General features: G+C 74.1%; 11 protein-coding genes. 5 read left to right on the top strand and 6 right to left on the bottom strand.

From position 1 onward, the window contains the following. Positions 1–43: 43 nt before the first annotated feature. Positions 44–1,321 carry a DUF1479 domain-containing protein gene (locus tag ACQP00_RS22420; protein WP_433222053.1) on the top strand — a complete coding sequence of 426 codons (1,278 nt, stop codon included), beginning with the start codon at positions 44–46 and terminating at the stop codon, positions 1,319–1,321. Here the strand turns inward: ACQP00_RS22420 and ACQP00_RS22415 are convergent. Genes ACQP00_RS22415 through ACQP00_RS22405 form a run of 3 tightly spaced genes read right to left on the bottom strand, consistent with a single transcriptional unit; the run spans position 1,311 to position 3,701 of the window. Continuing rightward, positions 1,311–2,552, bottom strand: coding sequence for an MFS transporter (locus ACQP00_RS22415; protein WP_433222051.1), 1,242 nt, complete (start codon positions 2,550–2,552; stop codon positions 1,311–1,313). The two genes, ACQP00_RS22420 and ACQP00_RS22415, sit on opposite strands and share 11 nt — an antisense overlap. After that, positions 2,533–3,126: a carboxymuconolactone decarboxylase family protein gene (locus tag ACQP00_RS22410; protein ID WP_433222049.1), complete on the bottom strand. Its 594-nt coding sequence runs from the start codon at positions 3,124–3,126 to the stop codon at positions 2,533–2,535. The genes ACQP00_RS22415 and ACQP00_RS22410 overlap by 20 nt, the downstream gene beginning before the upstream one ends. 11 nt (positions 3,127–3,137) lie before the next feature. Then, on the bottom strand, positions 3,138–3,701 hold the full coding sequence (locus tag ACQP00_RS22405; protein ID WP_433222047.1) for a cupin domain-containing protein: 564 nt from the start codon (positions 3,699–3,701) through the stop codon (positions 3,138–3,140). Positions 3,702–3,968: 267 nt separating this feature from the next. Between ACQP00_RS22405 and ACQP00_RS22400 the strand changes: the two genes are divergently transcribed. From ACQP00_RS22400 to ACQP00_RS22385, 4 genes are read left to right on the top strand one after another with little or no spacing between them, the layout of a single operon-like run. Next, positions 3,969–4,262 (top strand): hypothetical protein, encoded by a 294-nt coding sequence (locus ACQP00_RS22400; RefSeq protein ID WP_433222045.1) that lies wholly within the window; start codon positions 3,969–3,971, stop codon positions 4,260–4,262. Between the two features lie 4 nt (positions 4,263–4,266). After that, entirely contained in the window at positions 4,267–4,776 is a 510-nt protein-coding gene (locus ACQP00_RS22395; protein ID WP_433222043.1) for a tetratricopeptide repeat protein, read from the top strand. 52 nt (positions 4,777–4,828) lie between these two features. After that, positions 4,829–7,465, top strand: a complete 2,637-nt coding sequence (locus tag ACQP00_RS22390) for an ATP-binding protein (RefSeq protein ID WP_433222041.1) — start codon at positions 4,829–4,831, stop codon at positions 7,463–7,465. Positions 7,466–7,508: 43 nt separating this feature from the next. Continuing rightward, a complete protein-coding gene (locus tag ACQP00_RS22385) occupies positions 7,509–8,600 on the top strand; it encodes an IS630 family transposase (protein WP_433207892.1) in 1,092 nt (363 codons plus the stop codon). A gap of 1 nt (position 8,601) precedes the next feature. On the opposite strand, the gene ACQP00_RS22380 is transcribed toward ACQP00_RS22385, so the two are convergent. The 3 genes from ACQP00_RS22380 to ACQP00_RS22370 are packed head-to-tail and all read right to left on the bottom strand — an operon-like array spanning position 8,602 to position 25,399. Continuing rightward, positions 8,602–15,993: a SpvB/TcaC N-terminal domain-containing protein gene (locus tag ACQP00_RS22380; RefSeq protein WP_433222039.1), complete on the bottom strand. Its 7,392-nt coding sequence runs from the start codon at positions 15,991–15,993 to the stop codon at positions 8,602–8,604. After that, a complete protein-coding gene (locus ACQP00_RS22375) occupies positions 15,990–16,331 on the bottom strand; it encodes a nucleotidyltransferase domain-containing protein (RefSeq protein ID WP_433222037.1) in 342 nt (113 codons plus the stop codon). The genes ACQP00_RS22380 and ACQP00_RS22375 overlap by 4 nt, the downstream gene beginning before the upstream one ends. Next, positions 16,328–25,399 carry a neuraminidase-like domain-containing protein gene (locus tag ACQP00_RS22370; RefSeq protein WP_433222035.1) on the bottom strand — a complete coding sequence of 3,024 codons (9,072 nt, stop codon included), beginning with the start codon at positions 25,397–25,399 and terminating at the stop codon, positions 16,328–16,330. Before ACQP00_RS22370 ends, ACQP00_RS22375 begins: the two co-directional genes overlap by 4 nt. Positions 25,400–25,465: the final 66 nt, after the last annotated feature.

Below are 25,465 nucleotides of genomic sequence, written 5' to 3'. Positions count from 1 at the left end.
TGTTAGTACAAGTAAAGGGAGCTGACTAGAAAGGACTTCCGCCGTGTCCGTGTCGACGGTGCTGCCACACTGGGAGCAGACCCCCACCGATCTCAAGGCCGCGACCCGCGAGATCAAGGCGGCGCTGCGGGGACGGATCGCGGCTTCGGGCCGTACCGTCGACGAGGTTTTCGCGGTTGTCGAGGCGCGCGTGCAGGCCGCCGTGGACGACATCGTGGCCGCGCGGCGCCGGGGCGAGACGGTCTGGCCGGTGATCGACTACGCCGACATCGCCAACGGCACGGTGACCGCGGAGCAGCTCGACCTGCTCAAGCGGCGCGGCTGCCTGGTCGTGCGCGGGCATTTCGAGCGGGACCAGGCCCTGCAGTGGGACCGGGACATCGTCGACTACGTGGAGAGCAACCAGTTCTTCGAGCACTACCGCGGCCCGGGCGACGACTTCTTCGGCAGCGTCGGCTCCAAGCCCGAGATCTACCCGATCTACTGGTCGCCGGCCCAGATGCAGGCCCGCCAGAGCGAGCGGATGGCCCGGGTGCAGGCGTTCCTCAACGGCCAGTGGAAGCACGAGTCGGGCGGCACGCAGTGGTTCGACCCCGACCGCGACTCGCTGTACCCGGACCGGATCCGCCGCCGGCCCGAGGGCGCCGACTCGGCCGGGCTGGGCACCCACCTCGACCCGGGCACCCTCGACCTGTGGATGACCCAGGCCTACCAGCAGGCGTTCCGGCACCTGTTCGACGGCAGCGTCGAGCAGTACGACCCGTGGGACGCGAGTTTCCGCACGTCCGGGCCGCAGTACCCGGGCTCGACGATGTGCTCGGCGTTCCGCACGTTCCAGGGCTGGACGGCACTGTCCGACATGGACCACGACCAGGGCGTGCTGCACACCGTGCCGATTCCCGAGGCGATGGCGTACCTCATGCTGCGCCCCCTGCTCACCGACGTCCCCGACGACGACATGTGCGGCGTGACCGTCAACCAGGTCTTCCCCGCCGGCCACAAGTGGCACGCGCCGCTCATGGAGGCGCTGTCCGGCATCCCCGACGTCCGGGCGGGCGACTCGGTCTGGTGGCACTGCGACATGATCCACAGCGTGGCGCCGGTCGAGGCGCAGAAGGGCTGGGGCAACGTCATGTACATCCCGGCCGCACCCTGGTGCCCCCGCAACGAGGTCTACGCGGCGTCGGTCCGCTCGGCGTTCGAGCGGGGCGAGAGCCCGAGCGACTTCCCGGCCGAGCACTACGAGCGCGACTGGGCGAACCGCTTCCAGCCCTCGGACCTCAACGAGATCGGCCGCCGGGGACTCGGGATCACCGGCTGACCCCGGGCCGGCCGGACGGTCTCCTCGAGAAGGTCGCGGCGTACAGCAGCAGGCCGCCGGAGGTCAGCGCGAAGCCGGCCCAGACGGTGGACAGGGGTCCCCAGCCCGCGTCGATGGTGAGCGCGCCACCGATCGCGCCGAGGGCGTTGGCGAGGTTGAGCGCGGCGAGGTTGAGGGCGCCCATGAGCGTCGGGGCGTCCGGGGCGAGCGCGGTCAGCCGGACCTGGATGGTGGGGATCGCCGCCATCATGGTCGCCCCGACCCCGAAGAGGCCTGGCAGTAGGACCAGCAGATCGTCGCCGGCGACGCCGATCAGGACCAGGAGCACCAGCACCCCGCCGTAGCCGCCGATCAGGCCGCGGTGTGCGTACCGGTCGGCCAGCCGGCCGCCGAGCTGGTTGCCGGCCGCCATCCCGATGCCGAAGACGGCCAGGGCGACCGGGATGAGGGAGGCGTCGCGGCGCGCGGCGTCGGTGATGAACGGGCCGATGAAGGTGTACACCGCGAAGATGCTGGAGATGCCGAGCGCGGCGACGGCGAACATCAGCCAGACGCCGCCCCGGCGCAGTGCCCCGAGCTCGTCGGTGACGGAGCTGCCGTGCAGGTCCCCGGTCTGCGGCAGCCAGGCGACGAGGGCGAGGCCGGCCAGCAGGCCCAGGGCGACGACGGTCCAGTACATGGCCCGCCAGCCGGCGTGCTGGCCGACGAACGTGCCCAGCGGCGAGCCGACGACGGTGGCGACGGTCAGTCCGCTCATCACGGTGGCGAACGCCTTGCCGCCCCGGCCGGGGCCGTAGACGTACGCGGCGACGACCGCCCCGGCGCCGAAGAACGCGCCCTGGACGCTGCCGGCGAGGAACCGGAACACGACCAGCAGCGTGATGTCCGGGGCCACCGCGGACAGCCCGTTGCCGGTCAGGAACAGCGCGACCAGGCCGAGCAGCAGGGTGCGCCGGTTGACCCGGGCGGCGAGCAGGGTGATCGCCGGCGAACCGACGACCACCCCGAGCGCGTACGCGGTGATCGCGTGGGTGGCCACCGGTACCGGCACGGCGAGGTCCGCGGCGAACAGCTGGATGATGCCGTTGCTGCCGAACTCACCGGAGCCGATCGCGAACGTGCCCAGCGCCAGGGCGAGCAGCGCGAGCGACGGTCTGCGGACGGGCGAGGTGGCAACGGTGTGCCGGACCTCCTCGGCGACGCACTGTCCGTCAAGGGCGCGGTGATGCATGGCCGCCCTTGTCAGTGTCGGGCACCGGCACGTCGAAGCAGTTGACCGCCACCGCGATGAGGCAGTAGCTGCCGATGAGGAACGCCAGCTCGCCGACGCCGTCGTGGCCCAGCAGCCGGACGGCGCGGTCGTACGTCGAGTCCGGCAGGATCCGCCCGCCGGTCAGCGCGGCCGCCATGTCGTGGGCGACGGCCTGCTCGGCGGTCAGTCCCGCGGGCCGGCCGCCGGCCGCCAGGGTCGCGACGTGCTCCGGGGCGAGACCGACCTGGTCGGCCGTCTGCTCGTGGGCGTACAGCACGTAGCGGGCGCCGTAGGCGGCGCCGACGGTCAGGATGGCGACCTCGCGGACGATCGGGTCGAGGCGGGCCTCGGCCGCGACCGCCCGCTGCAGCATGAGCGCGGGCACCCCGAACGTCGGGAAGTGCAGCATCGCGGCGAACGGCCCGACGAGCGCGCCGTCGTCGTCGAGGATGACGACACGGTCCTGCTCCGCCTTGACCAGACTCGCGATGCCGTCGTGCACCTCGCGCAGCTGCGGACCGAGCTCGTCCGGCGGGATGGGTCGGATACGCATGGCGGTCCGCCTCACAGTCCGTCGGTGTACTGGCCGTCGATGAGCACGAACGCGACCCGGCAGGGCTTCGCCGACCGGTTCGCCCACGCGTGGCTGGTGCCGCGCTGGATCACGATGTCCCCGGCCTCCAGGACGGCCTCGCTGTCGTCGAGCACCAGCGTGAGCTCGCCGTCGATGACGATTGCGTAGTCGACGGTCTGCGTGCGGTGCATCAACGGGTGCGGCGCACCGGCCCCCGCGCGGGCGGCGTCCGCCCCGCCCATCTGCGCGAAGGTCCCCAGCGCCTGCGCACCGGACAGGTTGCGGATCCGGTCGTCCTCCGGCGGGAAGTCGATCACGCGGAGCCGGGTGCCCCGCGCGGGCGGCCCGAGCACCAGGTCGTCCTCCGCCGGCTCGCCCGAGTCCCGGTCGATGCGGGCCGGCGTCTCGGTGGTGTGCCACACCTCGTGGAACATCGCGCCGCCCGGGCCGCCGATCTCGACCGCGCGGGTCGGCGGCGCGTCCTGGGTGATCACCGCCCGGCCGGACGGGTCGTGGCCGGTCACGATTCTGCGGAACGATGGCGTCTCGGTCACAGCGACTCCTGCGTCTCTCGGCTGATGCGGCATCGAGAGGCCGATGCCGACACCGAGAGACTGTCGCGCCGCAGTTGACACCGACTGGATCCGCCGCGGCGGGCGATTCACTGGCCGTCAAGTCCGTCCCGGCTCCTCCATCCCGGCTCAGCCGAAACCTGGGGGGTCCGCGCGGAAACTCGGTAGGCCGTTCCCGATGCCGGGGTGCGGCCTCCTCCTCGACGCTTGAACGGTATTGCCGACCGTCTTCCGTCAGGAGTGCCTTCGATGTCCACGCTCGTGCATCGCACGTTGTGCAGCACCGTCACCGCGGCCGCCGCCCTGCTCATCTCCAGCGGCCCGGCGGCCGCCTCGTTGCCGCTGCCGGAGGGTCCGGTCGCCAAGACCCGCACGGTGGTGGTGCCGATGCCGTACCGCGACCGGGAGGCGGAGACGGTGAACATGCTCGCCGCGGCCGCGGCCGGGGCGATGCTGGCCGGCCTGCTGCGCCGCCGTCGCCACGCAAGACCGGGCCCGCCCGGACCCCGGGTGATCTCGGTCGGCGCGATCGGGCAGTCTTGATCACATGAGTGACTGGGAGCAGCGGGTCGGTGCGGCGTGGGCGGCGATCGACGGGTACGACGGCCGCGAGGACGAGTTCCGCGCGTTGATCGACGGCCTGGCGGCGGAGCGGCCCGACGGCGATCCGGTGGCGGCGTTCGAGCGGGCCTGTGCCTGGGACTCGACCGGACACTCGGATCGGGCCGTGCCGCTGTACGAGCAGGCGCTGGAGCACGGTCTCACCGGGTACCGCCGGCGCCGGGCCGTGATTCAGATGTCCAGCTCGCTGCGCAACATCGGGCAGGTCGACCGGGCCGTCGGGCTGCTGGAGGCCGAGCGGGCGGTCGACCCGGCGACGCTCGACGAGGCCACCCGCGGGCTCGGGGACGCGATCAGTGCCACCCTCGCCCTGTGCCTGGCCGACAGCGGGCGCGAGCGGGAGGCGGTGTCGATCGCCGTGGCGGCGCTGGCTCCGCATCTGCCGCGGTACCAGCGCTCCATGGCCAACTACGCCCGCCTGCTCATCCAGCCGTGACTGTCCCATTGGCGACTGCGCTCGGCGACCGGATCGACTGACATGAACTCCTATGGGGGACGACGGCCTGCTCGAACGGGATCGCGAGCTGCGCGTCCTGCTCGACGCGGTCGCGGACGCCGCCGCCGGGCGGGGCTCGGTCGCGCTGCTCGCCGGTGAGGCGGGCATCGGCAAGACCAGCCTCACCCGCGCGTTCGTCCGCCGGGTGCACGCGGACGCCCCGGCGGCCCGGCTGCTGATGGCCGGCTGCGACGACCTGATGGCGCCGCGCACCCTCGGGCCGCTGCGGGACCTGGCCCAGGGCGGCGACGGGCCGCTGAGCGCCGCGCTGGCCGACGCCGCCCCGCCGGATCAGGTGTTTCCGGCGCTCATCGACGAGCTGACCCGGTGCGCGCCGGCCGTCCTGGTCGTCGAGGACGTGCACTGGGCCGACGACGCCACCCTCGACCTGCTGCTGTACGCCGCCCGCCGGGTCGAGCGGCTCGCCGTGGTGCTGGTGCTGACGTACCGCGACAACGCCGCCGAGGCCAGCGGTCCCCTGCACCGGCTGCTCGGCGCGCTCGCCGGCTGCCCGGTCCACCGCCTGCCGCTGGCACCGCTCTCCCCCGCCGCCGTGGCCACCCTGGCCGCCGGCCGGGGCCGCGACGGCGCCGCGCTCTACGCCACCACCGGCGGGAACCCGTTCTTCGTCACCGAGTCGCTCGCGGCCGACACCGGCCCCGACGGCCTGCCGGCCAGCATCGTCGAGGCGGTCCTGGGCCGGTACCGGCGGCTCGGTGCGCCCTGCCGGTCGGCGCTGGATCAGGTGTCGGTGGTGCCGTCGCTGCTGCGCCACGACCGGGCCGCCGCGCTGCTGGGGCCGGATCTCGACATGCTCGCCGAGGCCGAGCAGGCCGGGCTGATCGAGGTGCGCCCGGAAGGGCTCGCGTTCCGGCACGAGCTGACCCGCCGGGTCGTCGAGCAGCACCTGCCGGCCCTGCGCCGGCGGCGGCTGAACCAGGCCGTCGTGGCGGTGCTGCGGGCCGAGGAGCGCCCGGAGCGGTCCCGGTTGATCCACCACGCGGTCCGGGCCGGCGACGTCGGCACCCTGATCCTCGCCGGTCCGGCCGCCGCCCGGGAGGCCGCCGCGGCCGGGGCGCACCGCCAGGCGCTGATCTGCTTCGAGTCGGTGCTGCCGCACGCCGGCCGGTTCGCGCCGGCGGAGCAGGCCCGGCTGCTCGACGAGTACGGCTGGGAGCTCTACAACGCCCACCGCTTCGCCGAGGCGGTGCGGGCCGGAAGCCAGGCGGCCCGGCTGTACGCGGCGCTCGACGACCCGGTCGCGCACGCCCTGTGCCTGGTCCGGCTCTCCCGGCACCGGTTCATGGCCGGCGACGTCGACGAGGCCGAGCGCACGGCCCGCCAGGCGATCGCGACCCTCGACGGGCCGGCGGCCCGGGACCTCGACGCCGGCCGCCGGGAGACCGCGCTGGCCCATGCCTGCCTGTACACCGGGGTCGTGCTCGCCCTGACCGGCCGGGCCGAGGACGCGGCGCCGCTGCTGGAGCAGGCCCATCGGCTCGCCGGCACGCACGGCGCCGACGGGCTGGCCGCGCTGTGCCGCAACTACCTGGGCGGCGTCCGGGCCGAGCGCGGCGACCCGGCCGGCGCGGAGCAAGTGCGGGCCAGCATCGCCGCGGCGGTGGGCGGCGCGCACTACGAGTACGCCGCGCGGGGCTGGACCAACCTCGCCGAGCTGCTGTACCGGGAGGGGCGGCTGGCCGAGCTGGACGCCTGTGTCCACGATGGACTGTTGTTCGCCCGGGAGCGGGGCTTCTGGTCGCACGCGTACAACCTGGAGGTCCACCGGTGCCTGCGGCTGCTGCGGCGCGGGGACTGGGACGAGGCCGAACGGGAGCTGCACGCCCTCGTCGCGGGCGTGGCCGATCCGGGCATGCTGTTCGCGTACAGCGAGCCGTGGCTGCTGCGGCTGCGGGCCCGGCGCGGCGACGGTGCGGCCGGCCCGGCGCTGGCCCGGGCCTGGGAGCGGGCGCGGCGGCAGCGGCTGCTGATCGGCCTGGCCTACGTGGGCACGGCGTACGTGGAGTGGGCGTGGCTCGACGACGACCCGGCGCTGGCCGAGCGGATCGCCGCGGAGCTGTTGCCGCACCTGCGCCGGCCGGGCAGCGCGCCGTTCCGGGCCGAGGTGCTGCGGTACCTGGCGCTGGCCGGCGCCGGCCCGGCGGCCGAGCCGTTCCCCGGCTGCCCCGAGCGCTACGCGGCCGGCCTGCGCGGCGACTTCGCGGCCGGGGCCGAGGCCTGGCGCGGCTCCGGCGACCCGTACGAGCGCGCCCTGGACCTGGCCCGCACCGGCGACCCGGACGCGGTGGCGGAGGGGCTGCGGCTGCTCGACGACCTGGGCGCGACGGCGGCGGCCGAGCGGATGCGGGCCCGGCTGCGCTCGGCCGGCGACCGGGTGCCGCGCGGTCCCCGGCCCCGCACCCGGTCCAACCCGGCCGGGCTGACCGACCGGCAGCTGGCCGTGCTGTGCCTGCTCGGCGACGGGCTGACCAACGCCGAGATCGCCGACCGGCTGGTGTTGTCGGTGCGGACCGTCGACCACCACGTCGCGGCGGTGCTGGACAAGCTCGGTGTCCGGTCCCGCCGCGACGTGCCGGCCGCGATCGCCGAGCTGGCGACCTGCGGCTAGTGTCCTGAGTCGTTAAATCGTCGTCAGTGGGTACAGGTGTGTTATGCCGTTGCCGACAGCAGTACCGATCGTGCTTACTGATGACGAGCGAGAGCAGTTGCTAGCGTGGTCGCGTCGTCCCTCGAGTGCGCAGGCCCTGGCGTTGCGGTCGCGGGTGGTCCTTGCCTGCGCGGCTGCCGGCGGGGCCGCGAACGGGCAGATCGCCGAGGAACTCGGCGTTTCGCGTAGCACGGTGACGAAGTGGCGGAACCGGTTCGCCGGTGATCGGCTCGACGGCCTGCTGGACGAGCCGCGGCCCGGCCGGCCCCGCACGATCGCCGACGCTGATGTAGAGCGGGTGATCACCACAACCCTCGAGACGACACCGAAGGACGCCACGCACTGGTCGACCCGCTCGTTGGCTGCTGAGGTCGGTCTGTCGCAGACCGCGATCTCACGGATCTGGCGGGCGTTCGGATTGCAGCCGCACCGGCAGGACGCGTGGAAACTGTCGAAGGACCCGCTGTTCATCGACAAGGTCCGTGATGTCGTCGGGCTGTACCTCGATCCGCCGGAACGCGCCGTGGTGTTGTGCGTGGACGAGAAGTCGCAGATCCAAGCACTGGACCGCACCGCCCCGGTCCTGCCGATGCTGCCCGGCACCCCGGCCCGCGCCACCCACGACTACGTCCGGGCCGGCACCTCAAGCCTCTACGCCGCCCTCGACCTGGCCACCGGCCAGGTGATCGGCTCCCTCCATGCCCGGCACCGCGCGATCGAGTTCAAGAAGTTCCTCCAGACCCTCGACCGGCAGGTCTCGGCGGACCTGGACGTGCACGTAGTGCTGGACAACGCCTCCACCCACAAAACCCCGACCATCAAGCGCTGGCTGACCGCCCACCCGCGGTTCGTCCTGCACTTCGTCCCGACCAGCGCATCCTGGCTCAACCTCGTCGAACGCTGGTTCGGGGAACTGACCACCAAGAAACTCCAACGCGGCACTCACCGCACCGTCCGCGCCCTCAACACCGACATCCGCGCCTGGATCGAGGCCTGGAACAACAACCCAAAGCCCTATGTCTGGACCAAGACCGCCGACCAGATCCTCGAATCCATCGCCCGCTACTGCACACGCATTAACGACTCACGCCACTAGCTCAGCGCTGCACGTCGACGTGGAAGTGGTCCCAGCCGTCGGCGAATACGTACTTGAGCATGTCCGTCGGGTCGCTCGCCCGCAGCCGCTCGAAGGTCGACCGCACGCCCGGGTCGACGAACCGGCCGATGACGTTGCCCACGTCCGGGGTGTCGCCGCCGATCTTCGCCTCCCGGGGCAGGAAGAACGGCCCGAACTTGGCCCATTCCGGCTTGAGGATGTAGTGCACCGTCGACTCGAGCTTCGGCGTGATCCGCTGCTCCCAGGTGTAGTACGGGCGCTTGAACGCGTCGCCCTGCTCCTTCGCCGCGCCGGCCGGATCCATCTTGGGCAGCCGGACCAGGCCCAGCCCCAGTTTCGCGGCGACCGGCCCGGAGTCGCTGCCGTCGCCGAGCATGTCGGCGTAGAACTGCGACGTCGCCGCCATCGACGACTGGGGCGCGCTGAAGTGCACGCCGTATCCGGCATACCGGCCGATGTCCAGGGCCGAACCGTTGCGGTGCGGCGACGTCGAATCCGGCTTCTCGGGCTTGCGGTTGAGGCTGTAGATGGTGATGTCGACCGCCATGGGCGCGTCCGGCCGATCGGCGACGGTCTGGGCCCGCCGTTCCCGCGCCCGCTCCACCATCCGCAGCATGATGTGCGCCGTACCGAGCTGGAGCAGTTGGCCGATGTCCTTGTCGTCAGGTGCGGTGGCGATCTCCCGCAGCTGCTGACTGACGATGCCCTCCTTCACCACCTTGCCGTTCTTGACGACGTCCCCGCCGAGCGCGACCAGGCCGTCGTCGCGCGCCTGGAGCATCTCGGCGGCGGCGATCATGCGGTCCGCCTTCTCCCATCGCAGCCGGGCCTCGTACTCCTCGACCATCTTGCCCAGGACATCGGGACTGAGCAGCGTGTCGACGACGTCGCGAAGCTTGGACAGGAACGAAGGGGGATCATCCGTACCGGGCGTGTCCGCGGTGGTGCCGGTGGTGTCGGTCCGGGTGGTCGGGGCGTTGCCGACGTAGCAGTACCGGTTGGGCCCGTCGCCGGTGCCGATCGGGTCGGGCGTCGTCCACCGGCCGAGCCAGGGCGCGTAGTAGCGGGCGCCGTGGTACTGCAGCCCGGTCTCGGCGTCGCGCTCGCGGCCGGTGAACCGGTACCGTTTCGGCGCCTCCAGCGCGCTGCGGGCGGCCCGGTAGGCGGTGCTGCCGTACGGGTGGTACTCCTCGTAGGAGATGACCTGGGCGGCCTCGTCGAGCTCCAGCACCGCCGAGCCGAGGTGGTTGCCGTACTGGTACCGCACCAGCCGCGCCGCCCCCGCATCGCTGCCGGCCGTGCGGGTCTCGACCAGCGCCAGGCGGGCCGAGCCGCCTGGCACGTGCAGCGTCTCGCGCTCCAGCACGACGGTGACCCCGTCGCCGGCGTACTCGCGGTAGATCTCGAAGCCGCCGAGGTAGAGCCGCTCCGCGGCCCGGGTGGGCGGCGGGCCGTCCGCCGCCGCCGAGCGGTCGGTGACCTTGCGGGCCCGCTGCCCGGCGTTGTCGTAGGTGTAGTACGTCGTCTCCGGGGTGCCGGCCGTCACGACCTGCCGGGCCGAGGCCCGCATCCGGTCGGCGTGGTCGTAGGCGAGCACGGACAGGTGCGGCATCGTGGTCAGGTTGCCGTGGGCGTCGTGGGTGTACGCCGCGCCGGGGCCGTCGCCGGTCACGGTGCGGGTGAGCCGGTTGCCGGCGACGCCCGGCTCGAGGTCGCTCGGCTCGCCGTACTCGTACCGGCGGGTCCAGCCGTCGGCCCCGTTCACGGCCGCGTGCACCAGCTCCAGCAGGTTGCCGGCCGCGTCGTGGGTGTACCGCTCGGTGTACCGGCCGATCGCCTCCCCGCCCGGATCCTCGGGCCCGGCCGGTTGCGGCCCGCCGGCGCCGACCTGCTCGCGGCCGGTCGCCTCGACCAGCCGGTACAGCGCGTCGTAGGTGTAGTCGGCGGTGGCCTCGACGACCTGGTTGCGGAAGAACACGGTCGGCTGGGCGAGGTCGGCGATCCGGGTCACGTTGCCGGCCGGGTCGTAGGTGTAGCGCAGGTCCTGCACGGCCTCGGCGTTGCGGTGGGTGCTGAGCCGGCGCAGCCGGAACGTCAGCGGGTCGAACTCGAACCGGGTCACCGCGCCGTTGCCGCACTCGGTCACGGCCCGGCGGCCCCGCGCGTCGTACTCGATGCGGGTCACCGCGGGCAGGTCGGCCGAGGCCGGCGGCAGCGGTCCGGCCGGCACGGGCCGCCGGGACCACACGTCCACCCGGTCGAGCTGCCCGCCCTCGTCGTAGCCGGGCTGCACGACGTCGGCCACGTCGCCGGCGTGCGGTGCGACCAGCTGGGTCACCCGGTTCAGCGCGTCGTGGCGGGTGAGCGTCGTGTACTCGGCCGGCTCCAGCGCCACCGCCGCCGACCAGTCCGGGGTGCCGCGGTAGCCGGCGGTGAACGCCCGGCGGGTCTCGGTCGCGTTGCCCTTGAAGTCGCGCCGGACGGTGGTGGTCGCCCCGGCCCCGTCGTACGTGCGGTACACGGCGCCGCGCAGGTTGCGCTCGGCCGCGTCGGGCAGCTCCTCGCCGTAGACGGTGCGGCCGACGACGATCTCCGGCCCGCCGTGCTCGGAGAGCCGCACGTCGGTCGGGCGGCGCAGGGCGTCGTACCCGATCCCGGTGTGCCGCCCCAGGCTGTCCCACGAGTGGCAGGGTGCGCCGGCGACGTCGGGCAGGACCCAGCGCACCCCGCCGTCCATGGTCGCCTTGCGCAGGCTCTGCCCGTGCACGCTGAACGTCTCGCGCTCCAGGGTCCGGCCGCGGGCGTCGAGGAGCGCGGTCGGGCGGCCGGTGACGTCGAGCAGCACCCGGGAGGTGATCAGCTCGCCGGTGCCGAGGCGCTGGTCGGTGCGGAAGGCGCGGCCGAGGCTGTCCAGGTACGCCACCGACGGGGTGCCGGCGTGCGCGGCCGCCTTCGCCGCGGCGGCCGCCTCGGCCGGGCCGAGCGCGCCCCCGGCCCGCTGGGCGTGCCAGGTCGGCAGGTAGTCGGCCGGCGGCAGCTGGGCGGTGAAGCCGCTGACGACCGGGTCGGTGGCCGGGTCGAGCAGCACCGTGTCGTTGCCGTCCCAGCGCTCCTGCCGCCACGGGTCGAAGACGGCCCGGTCGTAGGTGTGGTCGGGGCGCAGGACGGCGACCGACCGGCCGAGCGGGTCGAGGCGAGCGATCGGGCTGACGCCGACGGTCCGGGCGAACTCCAGCCGGTGGGTGGCGGTGAAGAACGGCTCGTAGGAGCGCACCGGCCGGTCCTTGCCGTCGCGGACGGTCCAGCCGGTGCCCACCCAGCGCACGGGGACGGGCGGGCCGCCGGGTCCGAGCGGGCCGGGGGCCACGAGGGCCTTGCGCTGCAGGTCGCGGCCGAGCCCGTCGGTGTACGTGAGGCCGTGCTCGATCTCGGTCCGCTCCCCCGGCCCGAGGTCGGCCGCGTGGGTGCGCCGGGCCAGGGTGTGCACGGCCGCGCCCTGCGGCTCCGGGCTCTCCCGGGAACGCAGATAGGCGCCGAGGTCGTAGACGACGCGGGTGGTGGCCGCACCGAGGAGTGGCTCGGGGTCGGCCAGCGGGTCGGCGAGGTCGGCCGCGATCACCGCCTCGGGCAGGTCGGTGGCGATCCCGTCGAGGGTGTCGCCGACCGGCTCGCCCGCCCGGCCCAGCAGCGCGGTGGCGACGACCAGGCCGAGCGCGTCGTAGGCGACGGCGGTCCGGTTGCCGTTCGGGTGGGTCAGCAGCGCCGGGCGGACCAGCCGGTAGTCGACCGCCGGGGTGACCGCGCCGGTCGCGGAGCGCTCCCCCGCGGTGGTGGTGTTGCCCAGCGGGTCGCGCAGCTCCAGCGTGGTCAGGTCGTAGCGGTCGGGCTCGACGGTGGTGGTGTTGCCGAACGGGTCGGTGAAGCTGCGCTGGGTGAAGAAGTGCCGGCGGGCCAGCGCCAGCTCCTCGGCCGGGCCGGTGCCGGGCGGGCCGTAGCCGGTCCGGCCGGAGGGGACCCACCAGAGGCCGTCGTCGTACTCGTAGCCGGCCGCGGTGAGCATGGCGTGGTCGACCGGCGGCCCGGCGGCGTCGGCGTAGGCCTGGGCGAGCAGTCCAGGGGTGAAGGCGAGCTCCCGGGAGTCGAACGGCAGGGCGAGCGGCTCGGCGGTGCCGGGCGGCAGCGGGCCGGTGAGGTCGTCGCGGCGGTACCGGATGCGGGTCCGGCCGAGGATGCGCCGGTGCGGTCCGGGTGCCGGCGGGTCGGTGTCGTGCGGGTGCTCGAACGGCAGGTCGTGCTCGGCGGCGGTGTCGGCGTGGCCGCGCAGCTCGTCGAAGGTGTACCGCCCGAAGGCGGCCGGCCCCGGCACGCCCAGCAGCTCGTAGCCGGTCTGCTCGGCCGGCAGCGGGGTGCGGTAGGCCGTCGGGGCCAGGATCGGGCCGGTGAAGCGGTGCTCGGAGACGGTGATGCGGATGCGGGCCTGCTCGAGCCGGTCGGCCGCGGTCAGCTCCGGGTCGGCCGCGGCGGGCGCGCGCCCGTAGGCGACGCTCGCGGTGCGCAGGACGTTGCCGTAGTCGTCGACGGCGAGGGTGAGGGTGTGCGCGACGCGGGGGTCGGCGGTGGCGCGCTCGTGGTGCAGGTCGAGGGTCTCGCGGCCGTGGACGAGGAAGACGGCGTGGCGGTTGCCGGCCGCCCGGGGCTGGATCAGCCGGGCCGTCGCGGTCGTCTCGGAGACGGTGTACGGCAGCTCCGCGCGATCGGTGCCGTCGAGGGCGTACACCTCCCGGCGTAGCGGCGTGCCGCGCAGGGCCCGGCAGGCCTCCCGGGCCTCGTCGGCGCTCAGGCCGGGCGGCCGGACGGCGTCGCCGAGCAACCCGGTGGGCAGCACGGGATGCTCGGTGCCGGTGTGGAACCAGGTGCGGGTCAGCACCGGCGGTGCCGTCGGAACGACCGGCCCCTCAAGGTCGGTGCCGGCCGCGACCGCGTCGAGGTGCTCGACGTCCCACTGCTCGACCATCCCGAACCCGCGGAATTCGCGCTCGGTGCCGTCGAAGTGGCCGTGGTGGTACGCGTAGCGGGTCACGAACCGGCTGCGGGCGACGTGGTCGACGATCTCGAAGCGCTCGACCACGTGCACCGGGAACGGCAGGCTGGTCGCCCACGGCCGGCCGGCGGCCCGGTCGGCGAGCAGGAAGGCGGTCGAGGGCGCGTAGCCGATGCGGGTCTCCCCGCCGAAGTTGTTGCGGACCGAGGTGAGCAGGTGCGGCTTGACCCCGCCGGTCAGGTCGGCGTACCGGACGTGGTGCCCGGCGTCGCCCGGCAGCGGCGTCGACCAGACCAGCTGGGCGGTACCGATGCCGAGCAGATCGGTGACGGTGGCGGAACTGCCGGCGTCCAGGCGCGGGAACCCGGCCAGCCGCCGCCCGCCGTCGAAGCCGTTGCCGGCCTCGTTGCGCCACATCCGGACCCCGTCGCCGTCGAGGTACAGCAGGTCGGCCGGGCCCGAACCGTCGACGTCGGCGAGCCGCACGCGGCCCGGGTCGAACTCGGCCGGCGGCGCGAGCACCGGCGGGGCGGCCATCGCCACCTGGGCCCCGAACCGCCCGTGCCCGCGACCGGGCCAGTAGCAGACCTCGCCCGAGCGGACCCGGACCAGGTCGGCGAGCCCGTCGCCGGTCATGTCGGCGAGGTGGACGGACTGCTCGCGGTCGTCGAGCAGCAGCGCCGGGTGGGCCGGCAGCCGGGCCGGCGGGCCGAAGCCGTCCTCGCCCAGCGACGGGTACCAGGTGGCCCCGTCCTGCTCGGTCACCAGGACGTCGGCCAGCCCGTCGCCGTCGAGGTCGGCCAGGCGCACGTTCGGGTCGGCGAAGTCGACGGCGGGCAGGGCGGCGAACGGCGTGAACGGGCCCCAGCCGCCGGCGCCGTCGCGCTCGGCGAACCCGGCCCCGCCGGGTGCGAACGAGACCAGGTCGAGGCGGCCGTCCCCGGCCAGGTCGACGAGGCGGGCCCGGCCGTCGGCCAGGCCCAGCGCGGAGGGCAGGGCCGGCACCGGCTGGGCGGGCGCGAACCGCCCGCCGCCGAGGTTGGGATGGAAGTGCCAGGCCGGGACGTTCCCAGGGTGCTCGACGAGCAGCCCGGGCACGCCGTCGCCGTCGAGGTCGACCCATTGGGCGCCGGGCTGGCCGGGGCCGGGCAGCACCCCGCCGGGCAGGGCGGCGAGGGAGGCGGGGTCGAGCTCGACGACCTGCTCGCCGGGTTCGGCAGCCTGGTAGCCGAACTCGACCGGTGGCATCGCGCGGGACAGGTAGCCGGCGCCGGAGCGCCGGTGCCCGCGGCGGGTGGCCGAGGTGAGCAGGGTCAGCACCGGCGACTCGGTGTAGCCGAGGTCCAGGGAGCCGACCAGGCAGCCGGCGCCGACCTCCGGCTCGTCCGGGAAGTGGTGGAACATCAGCACCCGCCGGCACAGCCGGTACGTGCGGACCTCGAAGCCGGAGCGGTGGGCCGAGGACGGGTCGGCCCGGCAGGTCCACGGGCGGTCCTCGGCCGGGGTGGGTGTGCCGGGGTCGTGCTCGCCGTAGTCGAGGACCACCTCGAAGGCCCAGTCGGGCGCGGTGAGGTCCGGGTCGAGCAGGCGCGAGACCCGGTTGCCGTACCGGATGCGCTTGAGGTACCGGTTCGCGGCCACCCCGGCGGCGGTGCGGTGCGTCTCGGCCGGGTGACCGCGGTCGACGCCGGCCAGATCCTCGGCCTTGTACTCGTAGGCGATGGCGTTGCCGCGGTCGTCGTGGCTGGAGCAGAGCAGCCAGGTGAACACCCGCGCCGGGTCGTCCGGGTCGGCGATCCGCGAGCCGGGGTCGGCGCCGTACACGGTCGTGATGTTCTCGCGGCTGGTCGCCCGCCAGTGGGTGTCGCCGTCGCCGACCCGGGTCCAGCGCTCGATCCGGGCGAACGCGCCCTCGGTGCGCGGCCGGAACCGCTCGATCCGATAGCCGGGGGCGAACTCCGGCCCGGTCAGGCGGACCGGGTGCCACTCGCCGCTCGCCTCGTCCCGCTCCAGCTCGGGGACCAGGTCCTCGGCCCCGGCCAGCAGGAAGACGTCGCTGCCGGCGGCGTCGGCGTAGACCGGCACCCCGCGGTCGGTGCGCCGGGTCACGGCGGGCAGCCCGAGCGACCAGCCGAGCCCGAACGGGCCGGTGCCGGACCCGGAGTCGTAGCCGAGGGAGTGGCCGGGGCCGAAGCCGCCGCGGCCGGGGGTGACCGGCAGCGGCAGGGTCACCTTGCCGGTGCCGGTGACCGGGTTGGTGGCGAACGTCTCGCCGATCCCGCGGACCGCGCCGCCGCCCTTGGGCAGCGACAGGGCCGGTGCGGCGGTCACCGGACGCTCCGGCCGCCGGCGGCCGGCCGCTCGTAGACGGCGCGGGCCGTCGGCATGATGGTGGAGCAGATCGAGTACGGGTCGGCCAGCTCCGCCGCGACCTCGTCCGGGGTGAGGAACAGCAGGTCGATGCCGATGGCGAGGCCGGACAGCCCGTCGACGACGTCCCGGCCGCGCAGCCGCCGGGGCAGGTCGTCGGCGCGGATCACCATGAGGTCGAGGTCGCTGCGGTCGGTGGCGACGCCCTTGGCGTAGGAGCCGAACAGGTAGATGCGGTCGGGGTCGTAGAGGGCGGTCACCCGGCCGACCACGTAGGCGAGGTCGCGGTCGTCGATCACGGCGCCACCTCGTACCGGACCACGAGCACCAGGTCGTCGATCTCGGCCGGGTCGAGCGAGCGGAAGTCCGGGGCTCCGGTCCGGCGCACCTTCACCGTCCACAGTGGATACGGCTCGGGGGTCGGGGCGCGCCCGATCGGCACGGCCGGGGCGAGCGCGGTGCCGACGTGGTGCAGCCCGCCGAGCGCCGGGTCGGCCCGCAGGGTGAGGGTGAGCTCGGGGCCGCCGGGCCGGGTCAGCACGAGGTCGTAGCTGCCGCCGGTGAGCTTGGCGAACACGTCGAGGCCGGTCGCGGTGAGGTCCAGGCCGCGGGTGAAGATCGGGAAGTCGTCGGCCCGCACCGGCAGGTCGAGCACCTGGTCGGTGCGCTCGCCGGGGTACAGGAATCGGTGCCAGGCCCCGCCGTACTGCTGCCGCGCACTGATCAGCTGGTAGAGCCCGGCGTGGCCGGCGGCCAGCGCGATGTCGTTGAGCTGGGTCCGCACCGTCTGGCGGGCCGGTCCGGCCAGGGTCTCGCCGGCGTCGCGGGCGGTGTAGCGCACGTGCAGGACGACATCGCTGATCGTGGCCGGGTCGAACTGCGGGAAGACCGGATTGAGCCGGACCCGCCAGGTGCTGATCGCGCCGGCCCGTTCGAACGGCAGGTACCGCTCGTCGTCGAGCCGCGTCTCGAACAGGCCGCTGTCGTTCTGCCCGCCGCTGGTGACGACCGTGGCCACGCCGCCCAGATCGTCGGCGAAGCGCGGGTCCTCGGCCGAGGTCCGGGCGTACTGCGGCGAAACGTCGGTGCTGACCCGCACGTGGTTGCCGAGCAGGGTCAGGGTGAGCGGCACGGCGGCGTACGGCCCGGCCACGCACGGCACGCTCACCGCGACGCTCTTGAGCCGCCGCTGGTAGTGCCCGGGGTTGTCCAGGTCGAACAGCAGCTCCGGCAGGTCGACCAGGCACTCGCCGGTGGCCCGCAGCCGGACCAGGGCGTGCGGGTCGAGCCGTACCAGCGACACGTGCTTGGTCAGCTCCAGCTCGCGGACGTGGTCGGTGTGGAACGCGGCCTCCATCCGGCGCAGGTCGTGCAGCAGCCGGTCGCCGGCGAGCAGGCCCTTCTTGAGGCTGTCCCAGTAGCCGAACTGCACGAACGAGGACTGGGCGAGGCCGAGCTCGTGGCGCATGCCCCGCTCGGCCCGCCGGGCCACGGTGTAGGCCAGCTGGTACGCCTGGAAGTACGTGCTGCTGGTCTGCCCGATCATCCACTCGTACAGCTCGCCGTTGCTGTACCGGGTGTGCAGGTACTCGTCGACGGCCTTGGCGTTGCCGATGACGGTGTCGTGGTTCGCCCGGTTGCGCAGCGCGATGTCGTGGCGGACCTTGGCCGCCAGGTCCTGGGTGTCGAGCTGGGCGAGCTCGGCGGTGGCCAGGTCGAACTGCAGCCGCCAGTCGTCCTGCCGCCGGGCGTACTGCGCGCCGGTGGCGGCCAGCCCGGCCTTGGCCTGCAGCACCGCCGCGGCGGTCTTGGCCACCGCGGACCACGAGTTCGCGGCCCGGCCGACGTTCTCGCCGCCGAACTTCGCCGTGGCGTGCGGGGTGCCGCCGACGCCGGACGCGCCGAACTGGAACATCGGCAGGACGTGGGCCACGCCGGCGGTGACGTCGAGCGCGCCCGCCAGCACCTGCGACACCAGGCCCTCGGTGTTGAGCAGCTGCGCGGCCGCCTCGGCGTCGTTGGTCGTGGTGTCCATGCGGTCCTGGTAGAACGTCTGCCGGGTGCTCACCATGGCGCGGGTGCGCACCAGCGCGTCGATCTGGTGCTGGGCCTCGTCGATCGCGTAGTCCTGCAGCACCGTCATCCGCCGCTGCAGGTCGACCTCGGCGCCGGCGCGCAGCCGGTCCAGGCCGTCGGCGTCGCGCTTCTCCAGCACGCCGAGCAGTTCCTGGCCGAGCGTGCGCACGTACTCGGCCAGCTCGATCGCCTCGCGCAGGATGACCCGGAACCGGTATGGCGGCAGCGATCCGCCGGTCTCGCCGGCCACGCTGCTCAGGTCGAGCCCAGCCGCCTGGGCCTGCACCAGCAGCGCCGGGTCGATCGGCGGGGCGAGCAGGGCGAGCGGCCGGCTGACCCCGTCGAGGTTCAGCCCGTTGCGGACCTTGAACAGCCGGTCGGCGACCACGTCCCAGTAGCGCAGGAGGTCCTCGTTCGGCGGGATCGCGAAGTACCCGCCGCGGAAGATCGGCAGGTTCGGCGTCCCGGCCGGGACCGGGGTGAGCGACTGGCTCGGCGCCACCAGGTTCTCGGCCGCGGTGACGACGTTGCTGAAGTCGTCGAGGGTGGACTCGATCTCGGCGTACGTCTTGGCCGGCGGGTCCTCGCGGGGCGGCAGCAGCTCGAGGCGCGGGCCGAGCAGGTCGGCGGCGAAGACGTAGAGCTGCGTCGCCTCGTTGACGGCCTCGAGGGTGTCCTGGCGGAAGAGCTGGTCGCCCCAGTCGATGAGGTTGTCGATGTACCGCATGACGACGGCCCGCTGGTAGGCGACCGGGCGCAGGGCCGCGATGGCGTGCGGGTCGAACGGGTTGGCCCGCCAGACGGCGACCTGCTGCTCGACCTGCGGGTCGCGGTCGTGGATGAGCTGGAGCAGGTGTGCGATCTGCTGGTTCTGGTAGTCGGCGGTGTGGGCCAGGTGGAACGGCTTGGTCACCCAGTACCGCTGCGGCGCCGGGCCGCCGGTGGTGCTCGCCGGGTTGAAGATGTACTCGTACCACCGCTTCGCCTCCGCGAACCGCTGGTTGCGCGACAGGGCCCGGCCGATCTGGAACGGCGCGTGGAAGAACAGCTCCCAGTTGTAGATCGCGTAGCCGGCGTTGCTGTCGAAGTCGACGCCCTCGGACGGCATGTACCCGATGATCATGTTCGGCACGTAGTACGACAGGAAGTTGAACGGCGTGGTCTGGGCAACGCCGGCCGGGTCGAGCTGCAGGCGGCGGTCGAAGAGCCGGTCGACGCCGCCGGCGTTGAGCTCGCGCAGGAACAGCGGTACGAACGCGTGGTAGAACGGGAACGCGTGGTAGCGGATGTAGGAGTAGTAGCTGTACCCGGACGGCGGCGGCGACGTGGTGTAGGAGCCGGGGCCGAGCGGATAGTAGTAGATCGGCACGAGGAAGTACTGCCGGTTCGGGTCGCGGTAGAAGAACGGCAGCGCGGAGTCGAACTGGTGGAACTGGTGCGGCACGACCAGCCGGTACTTGTCCGCCTTGGCCATCACCTGAATGCTGTCGAGCACGCCCTCGTTGCGGCTCAGCGCGGTCATCGGCGCGACGCGGGGCCGGTTGGCGGCGTACGGGGCGAGCAGGTTCGGCACGAACCCCATGCCGTGGCGCAGGCTGTTGGTCGGTCGCTTGATCGTCGCCAGCACCCGCTCGGCGGGCAGCACCCCGATGTCGTCGGTGTCGGGGTCGATCTCGGCCAGCGTGTCCGGCGGGTCGGTGCTGTACACCTCGACGGGGTTGCCGACGCCCTGGAACACGAACTGGGCCCGGTGCATGCCGTTGATGCACACGTTGAGGTGCAGCTGGTCGAAGTACTGGGCGGTGCGCAGCGCCACGTGCGTCGAGCTGATCGCGGTCGACCGGCGCACGTAGGCCTGCGGCACGGTCTCGGTCGGCGACCAGCGGCCGTCCTTGAACTCGCTGTAGGACAGCTTGATCTCGTAGTGCTCGCGGGTGGCCGGCGGCTCCTCGCCGGACAGTGACATCGTCGCCGTGGGCTGGACGTGGTCGGGCTTGCGGTTGATGACGGCCCAGAACAGGTGCAGGCGGCCGCGCCAGATCTGCGGCAGGACGTGGTCGCCGGTGACGTCGAGGTCGATCTTCGTCCAGGCGGTCCAGCGGGCCGAGTCGAGCCACATCCGGTGGTAGTAGGTGGCCGGTACGCCGGGCTTGCGGGCCACGACGTGCATCCGCGGCGGGTTGCCGGGCTCGTGGTAGTAGCCCACGACGTTGAGCCGGGCGACCGCGCGCAGCTTCTCCAGGTAGCCGCGGAACGCGTCCTCGGCCGTGCCACTGGTGATCTCGCCCTGCAGGAGGTCGTTCTCCAGGTCGGCGAAGAACGGGGACTTGTCGCGGCGCAGGGCCGGCTCGATCCAGTTCTCGGGGTACAGGAAGACCTTCCGGTTGGACTCCCAGACCCGGTAGCGGCTCATCCACTGCCACTGCAGCCAGTCGCCGTCCGCCCCGGCGTCGACCGGCACGCCGGGCTCCAGGTTGAGGATGCAGCGCTGCACGAACAGCTGGACCGACGCCGAGGCCTGCACGATGCGGGAGGTGGCCGGCTTGGCGCTCATGGCGACGTCGATCAGGAACCGGGCGTAGACGTCGTTTTCGTCGTACCACCGGGACACCCCGGCCGGCGGGTTGGCCAGCAGCCAGCCCAGCAGCGCGTCGCGCTGGCGTTCCCGGAGCACGTCCCGGGGCGGCTTGGCGACCTCCGGCCACTGCTGTGCGGGGTAGCGGGCCTTGGCCGCCTGCCGGATCGAGGTCGCCTGGGCCGCCGTCACCGTGGCGCCGAGCCAGCCCGCCACCTCGCCGGCCGCGACGCCGAGCCGGTCGAGCGCGGCCAGCGCCGGGGCCAGCCGGGCCAGGGCGATTTCGCTGCGGTACTGCGCCGGGTACGCCAAGTTCAGCAGCCCGGTGTCGTCGGGCTTGGCCGGGTCGCCGGTCAGCACCCGCAGGTTCTCGGCCGGCCAGCCGGTCCGCTCGGCGAGCACGGCCAGGTACTGCGCCTTGGGGGCGCCGTCGCGGGCGAGGTCGAGCAGGTCCGTCACCGCGCCGCCGGGCCCGAGCAGCGGCCGCAGCTCGGCGGCCTCGGCGAGCCGGCGCCAGCCCGCGTACCGGCCCTCGGGCGCCGCCACCGGCGTGCTGGGCAGGGCCGCCGGGTCGAGCCAGCCGGCCTCCACCCCGTTCGGGTGCAGCCAGGTCACGTCGGCCGCGGTGAGCCGGAATCCGGCCGCGACCCGGGCCACCTTGGCGAGGCGGTGGTAGGCGTCGAAGTACGGGGCGAACCCCGGCTCGGCCCGCGTCACCGGTTGCTCCTCGGCGGCCGGCTCCCGGGCGATGTCCGGCAGCGCCAGCAGCTCGCTGAGCAGGGTCTGGGCCTTGTCGCCGAATGCCCGGAACCAGTCGCCGACGAGGGTCGCGACGACGGCGGTGGGCAGGCCGAGGGCGTCGGCGAGCTCCTGGGTGACCACGCTCGTGCCCTGGTCGCGCACGGTGTGCTGGTCGAGGCGGGCCAGCACGTACTCGTAGCGCTCCTTCCCGGGCCGCAGCGCCCCGCTGCCGACCAGGGCCGCCTGCACGGCCGGGACGTCGACGAACGGGCCGAGGGCGCTGGCGATGAGCTGCCGCTGGGCGTCCTCCGGCAGAGGCGACTCGCCGGCCAGCAGGCGCAGCAGCTCGGTCACGGCCGCGTCCGCGAGCAGCCCGCCGAGCACCCGGCGCACGTGCTCGCCGCGCGGATCGTCGCCCGCGACGGCCTCGGTGCGCAGCTTGGCCAGCTTGGCCCGCACCGAACGCAGCAGCGTGCCGATCGTGACGTCGTCCGGGCCGTCCTGCGCCGGGGTACCGCGCAGCAGCCCGTCGAGCCCGCCGATGCCGAAGCCGCTGCGGCGGACCCGGTCGACCTCGGCCGCGAACTCCTCGAGGGCCTCGGGCCGGGCCGGGTCGAACGGGTCGATCGGCTGGGCGGCGCTGCCGGCCGGGCGCTCGGCCAGCGCCCGCATGGTGGCGAGCTCGCCCATCGACAGGCCGAGGCCGCGGGCGAGCACGGCGTGGCGGTGCAGCGCCGACAGCCCGGCCACGGTGAGCCGGCCGTCGGTGAACGCCCCGGCCGCGGTCATCAGCTCGTCGTCGGCGAGCTCCAGCGCGGCCAGCAGCGGCGGGCGGTGGTCGGCCAGCTGCGGGTTCGTCGCGATGGCGGCGATCTCGGTGCCGGCCGCGTCGAGCGTGAACACCGGGTCGACCGGGTTGGTGACGGCCGGGTTCGCGAACAGCCGCCGGTACAGGCTGGGGCGCGGCGCGGGCTCGCCGGGGACCGGGGGCACGTCGCGGGTGTCGAGCCGGCCGAACAGCGCGACGGCGGCGAGCGGCCGGATGCCGAACCGGCGGGCAGCGGTGGTCACCGCGGCGAGCTGGCGCAGCAGGAGCGGGTTGAGCCGGGGCAGGCCGGCCGGGGCCGCGGGCTGCAGGGCGGCGATGGCGGCGTCGGTGTCGTAGGCGTCCCAGCCGAGGCGCCGCTGCAGGCGCACGAACCGGTTGAGCCGCGCCAGGAAGTCCGGGGTGAGGCCGGTGAGCCGCATGTCGCCGAGGTCGTAGGAGTCCGGCGGGTTCACGGTGATCGTCACCGCCTTGCCCGGGTTGACGAACGTCGTGTTCAGCAGCCGGGTCAGCTCGCGGTAGGTCAGCCCGGCCCGGTGCAGCAGGATCCGCACGCGGGCCAGCACCTCGAGCCAGCCGCCGGTGACCACGGTCGCGGTCTGCACCGGGTCGCGCACGGCGTTGCCGGTCTCGGCCAGGCCCCAGTGGTCCCACGGCTTGCGCCCGGCCACGAGCGGCCCGGCGACGATGATGTCGGCCTCGACGGCGGACATCCCGAGGGTCTCCACGGCGGTGGTGACCGACGCCGGCGACCCGGGCGCGGCCGGCGGGGTGAGCACCCGGCGCAGCGCCGGGCGGTCGGTGTCGAGCAGGCCGAGGTAGGTGCGGGCCTCGGCCAGCGGCAGGTCGAACGGCAGCCCCCAGGGGAAGACCGCCCCGGCCAGCTTCGCGTAGGCGGCGTTGTTGACGTGCTCCGGGTGGGCGTTGAGCTCGTCGGTGCTCAGCGTGGTCTGCCGGGCCCGGGCGGCCGCCGCGGGGTTCGCGGGCGGGGCGACCGCGTCCTCGAGCAGCTCGTTGACCAGGTCCAGGTAAGGCAGCACGGTCCCGGAGTTGGCGCAGCTCAGCTCGATCTGGGCGAGGTCGGGCCGGCGGGACAGCAGCGCGGACTTGACCGACCCGCCGGCGATCTTGCGCTGGCCGAGGAAGTGCAGCAGGTCGACGAGGTACGCGGACGGCCCGAGCACCGAGCGGCAGTGCTCGCAGGCGCACAGGTCGAGCGAGCCGAACAGCGTCTGCACGTTGGGGAAGTCCTCGCCGACAACCGGGGCGGGCTGCTGGGCGGCGGCCGGGCTGACCCCGGCGAGCTGGCCGTTGAAGTTCATGGCGACGGTCAGGGCCAGTCCGTAGGTCTGCTCGGCGGCGCGGAAGATCCGGTCCGCCTCGGCCGGGCCGATCTCCGGGCGGGCGCCGTAGGCCTGCCGGAACGCGGCGCCGCCCATCGCGTAGACCCGCTGCGCGGAGTGCAGCCCGTCGGCGAGCAGGGCCCGGGCGGTGGCGTACCGGCCGGTGAGCTTGAGGACCCGCTGGCCGGTCAGGAGGGCCTCGCGCACGGCGGGGCGGTCGGCCGGGCGTACCGCGGCGGGGTTGTCCTTGATGAACCGGTCCACGTCGGAGCGCAGCAGGTTGAACCCGGGCTGGGCGTCGAGGAAGCCGGTGACGAGGGCCTTGGCCGGCAGCGGCGGGGCCGGGTCGGCGGCCAGCCGGGCGGAGAACGCGGTGGTCGGGTGCAGCCGCTCGAAGGTGCGCTCCAGCACCCGGGTGTAGGCCTCGACGGCCTGATCGGGGTCCTGCGCGGTCAGGTTCGGCGGCACCCCGATCACCGGGCCGCCGCCGGTGCCCAGCACGATCGCCTTCCACCCGGCGGCGTCGAGCCGGGCCAGGTCGCGGGTGTGCGGGAACTGCCCGGCCTGGCGGCGCCCGAGCAGGTAGGTGATCAGCGGCAGGTGGCCCCGGGTCGCCTCGCCGACGGTGGTGGCGAACCGCAGCGTGGCGACGTCGGTCGCGCCGAACTCGGGGCGGGTGGCGAGGTCGGCCCAGAATTCCTCGCTGGGGTCGTTCGAGCCGCGGAACAGGGTGAGGAACAGCTCCTGCTTCGCGCCCGGGAGGCCGGCCGCGTCCAGGACGGTGCCGATCGGCGTCTTGTTGGTCCGCAGCGGCACGGTCAGCGCCGCCTTGCCGGCCAGGGTGGTGAGCTTGGCCAGGTCGGCCTGGGCGCGCTTGGCGTAGCCGGGGGCCAGGATGCCCTCGCGCACGGCGTGCCCGACCGCGGTCGCGCGCACCTCCGGCCGGGCCGCGTAGACGGCCCGCAGCAGGGCGGCGGCGTTGCGGTCGAGGTCGGCGCCGCCGCCGGTCGCGGCGAGCACGATCACCTCGGCGTCGGCCGGGACGTCCTGGCGCAGCAGGGCGTAGAACAGCTCGTAGGGCAGCGCGGTGAGCCCGGCCAGGCGGACCGCGACGGTGTAGAAGGCCAGGTGCTCGCGGGCGAACCCGGTGGCCTCGGCGAGGTAGCTCAGGTCGCGGTGCTGCTCGTTCTCGGCGAGCTCCTCGGGCCGCAGCGGGCCGAGCAGACCGCGGACGGCGTCGGCGACCCGCACCGCCTCGGGCGGCTCGGTGCGACCGTCGGCGCCCAGCGCCAGGACGATCTCGGCCCGGGTGCCGGCCCGGTGCCGGACCTCCGAGCGGAACAGCCGCGTGCCGCCTGCGTCGAGCACATCGAGTTGCAGGTCGACGGCGGCCTCAGCCTGATAGGCGATCGAGTAGCGGCCCTGTCCGTCCGTGACCGCCCGGCCGAGCTCGGCCGCGTCGCGCAGCCCGCGCCGCAACGCCACGACGGTGACGCCGGCCATCGGTGCACCGTCGCCGTCGTGCACCGAGCCCTCCACCACGGACTGGTTCTCGCCCGGATCCACGGCCCGGCCGTTGCCGAGCCGGGCGAGGGCACCCCGGGCCAGCTCGATCGTGGTGCGGTCGATGTCGCCGCCGGCCGGCAGGCCGAGCAGGGCGTGCAGCCGGGCCACCGCCGCGCGGGTGGTCGGCCCGGCCTGCCCGCCGGCCCGTTCCGTCTCGTCGACGTCGATGCCGATGGCGTCGAGGGCGTCGTGCAGCAGCGCGATGTCGTGGGCGGTGACCGGGCCGTCGGCTGTCGTCATGGTGCCTGTCTACGTGGCGCCCGCGGCCGGCGGCATCGGTAACGGTCACGCACTTTGGTCCCGCGG

Source organism: Dactylosporangium sp. CS-047395, assembly GCF_050942185.1.
Lineage (GTDB): Bacteria > Actinomycetota > Actinomycetes > Mycobacteriales > Micromonosporaceae > Dactylosporangium.
This window is presented reverse-complemented; position numbering and strand designations above follow the sequence as displayed.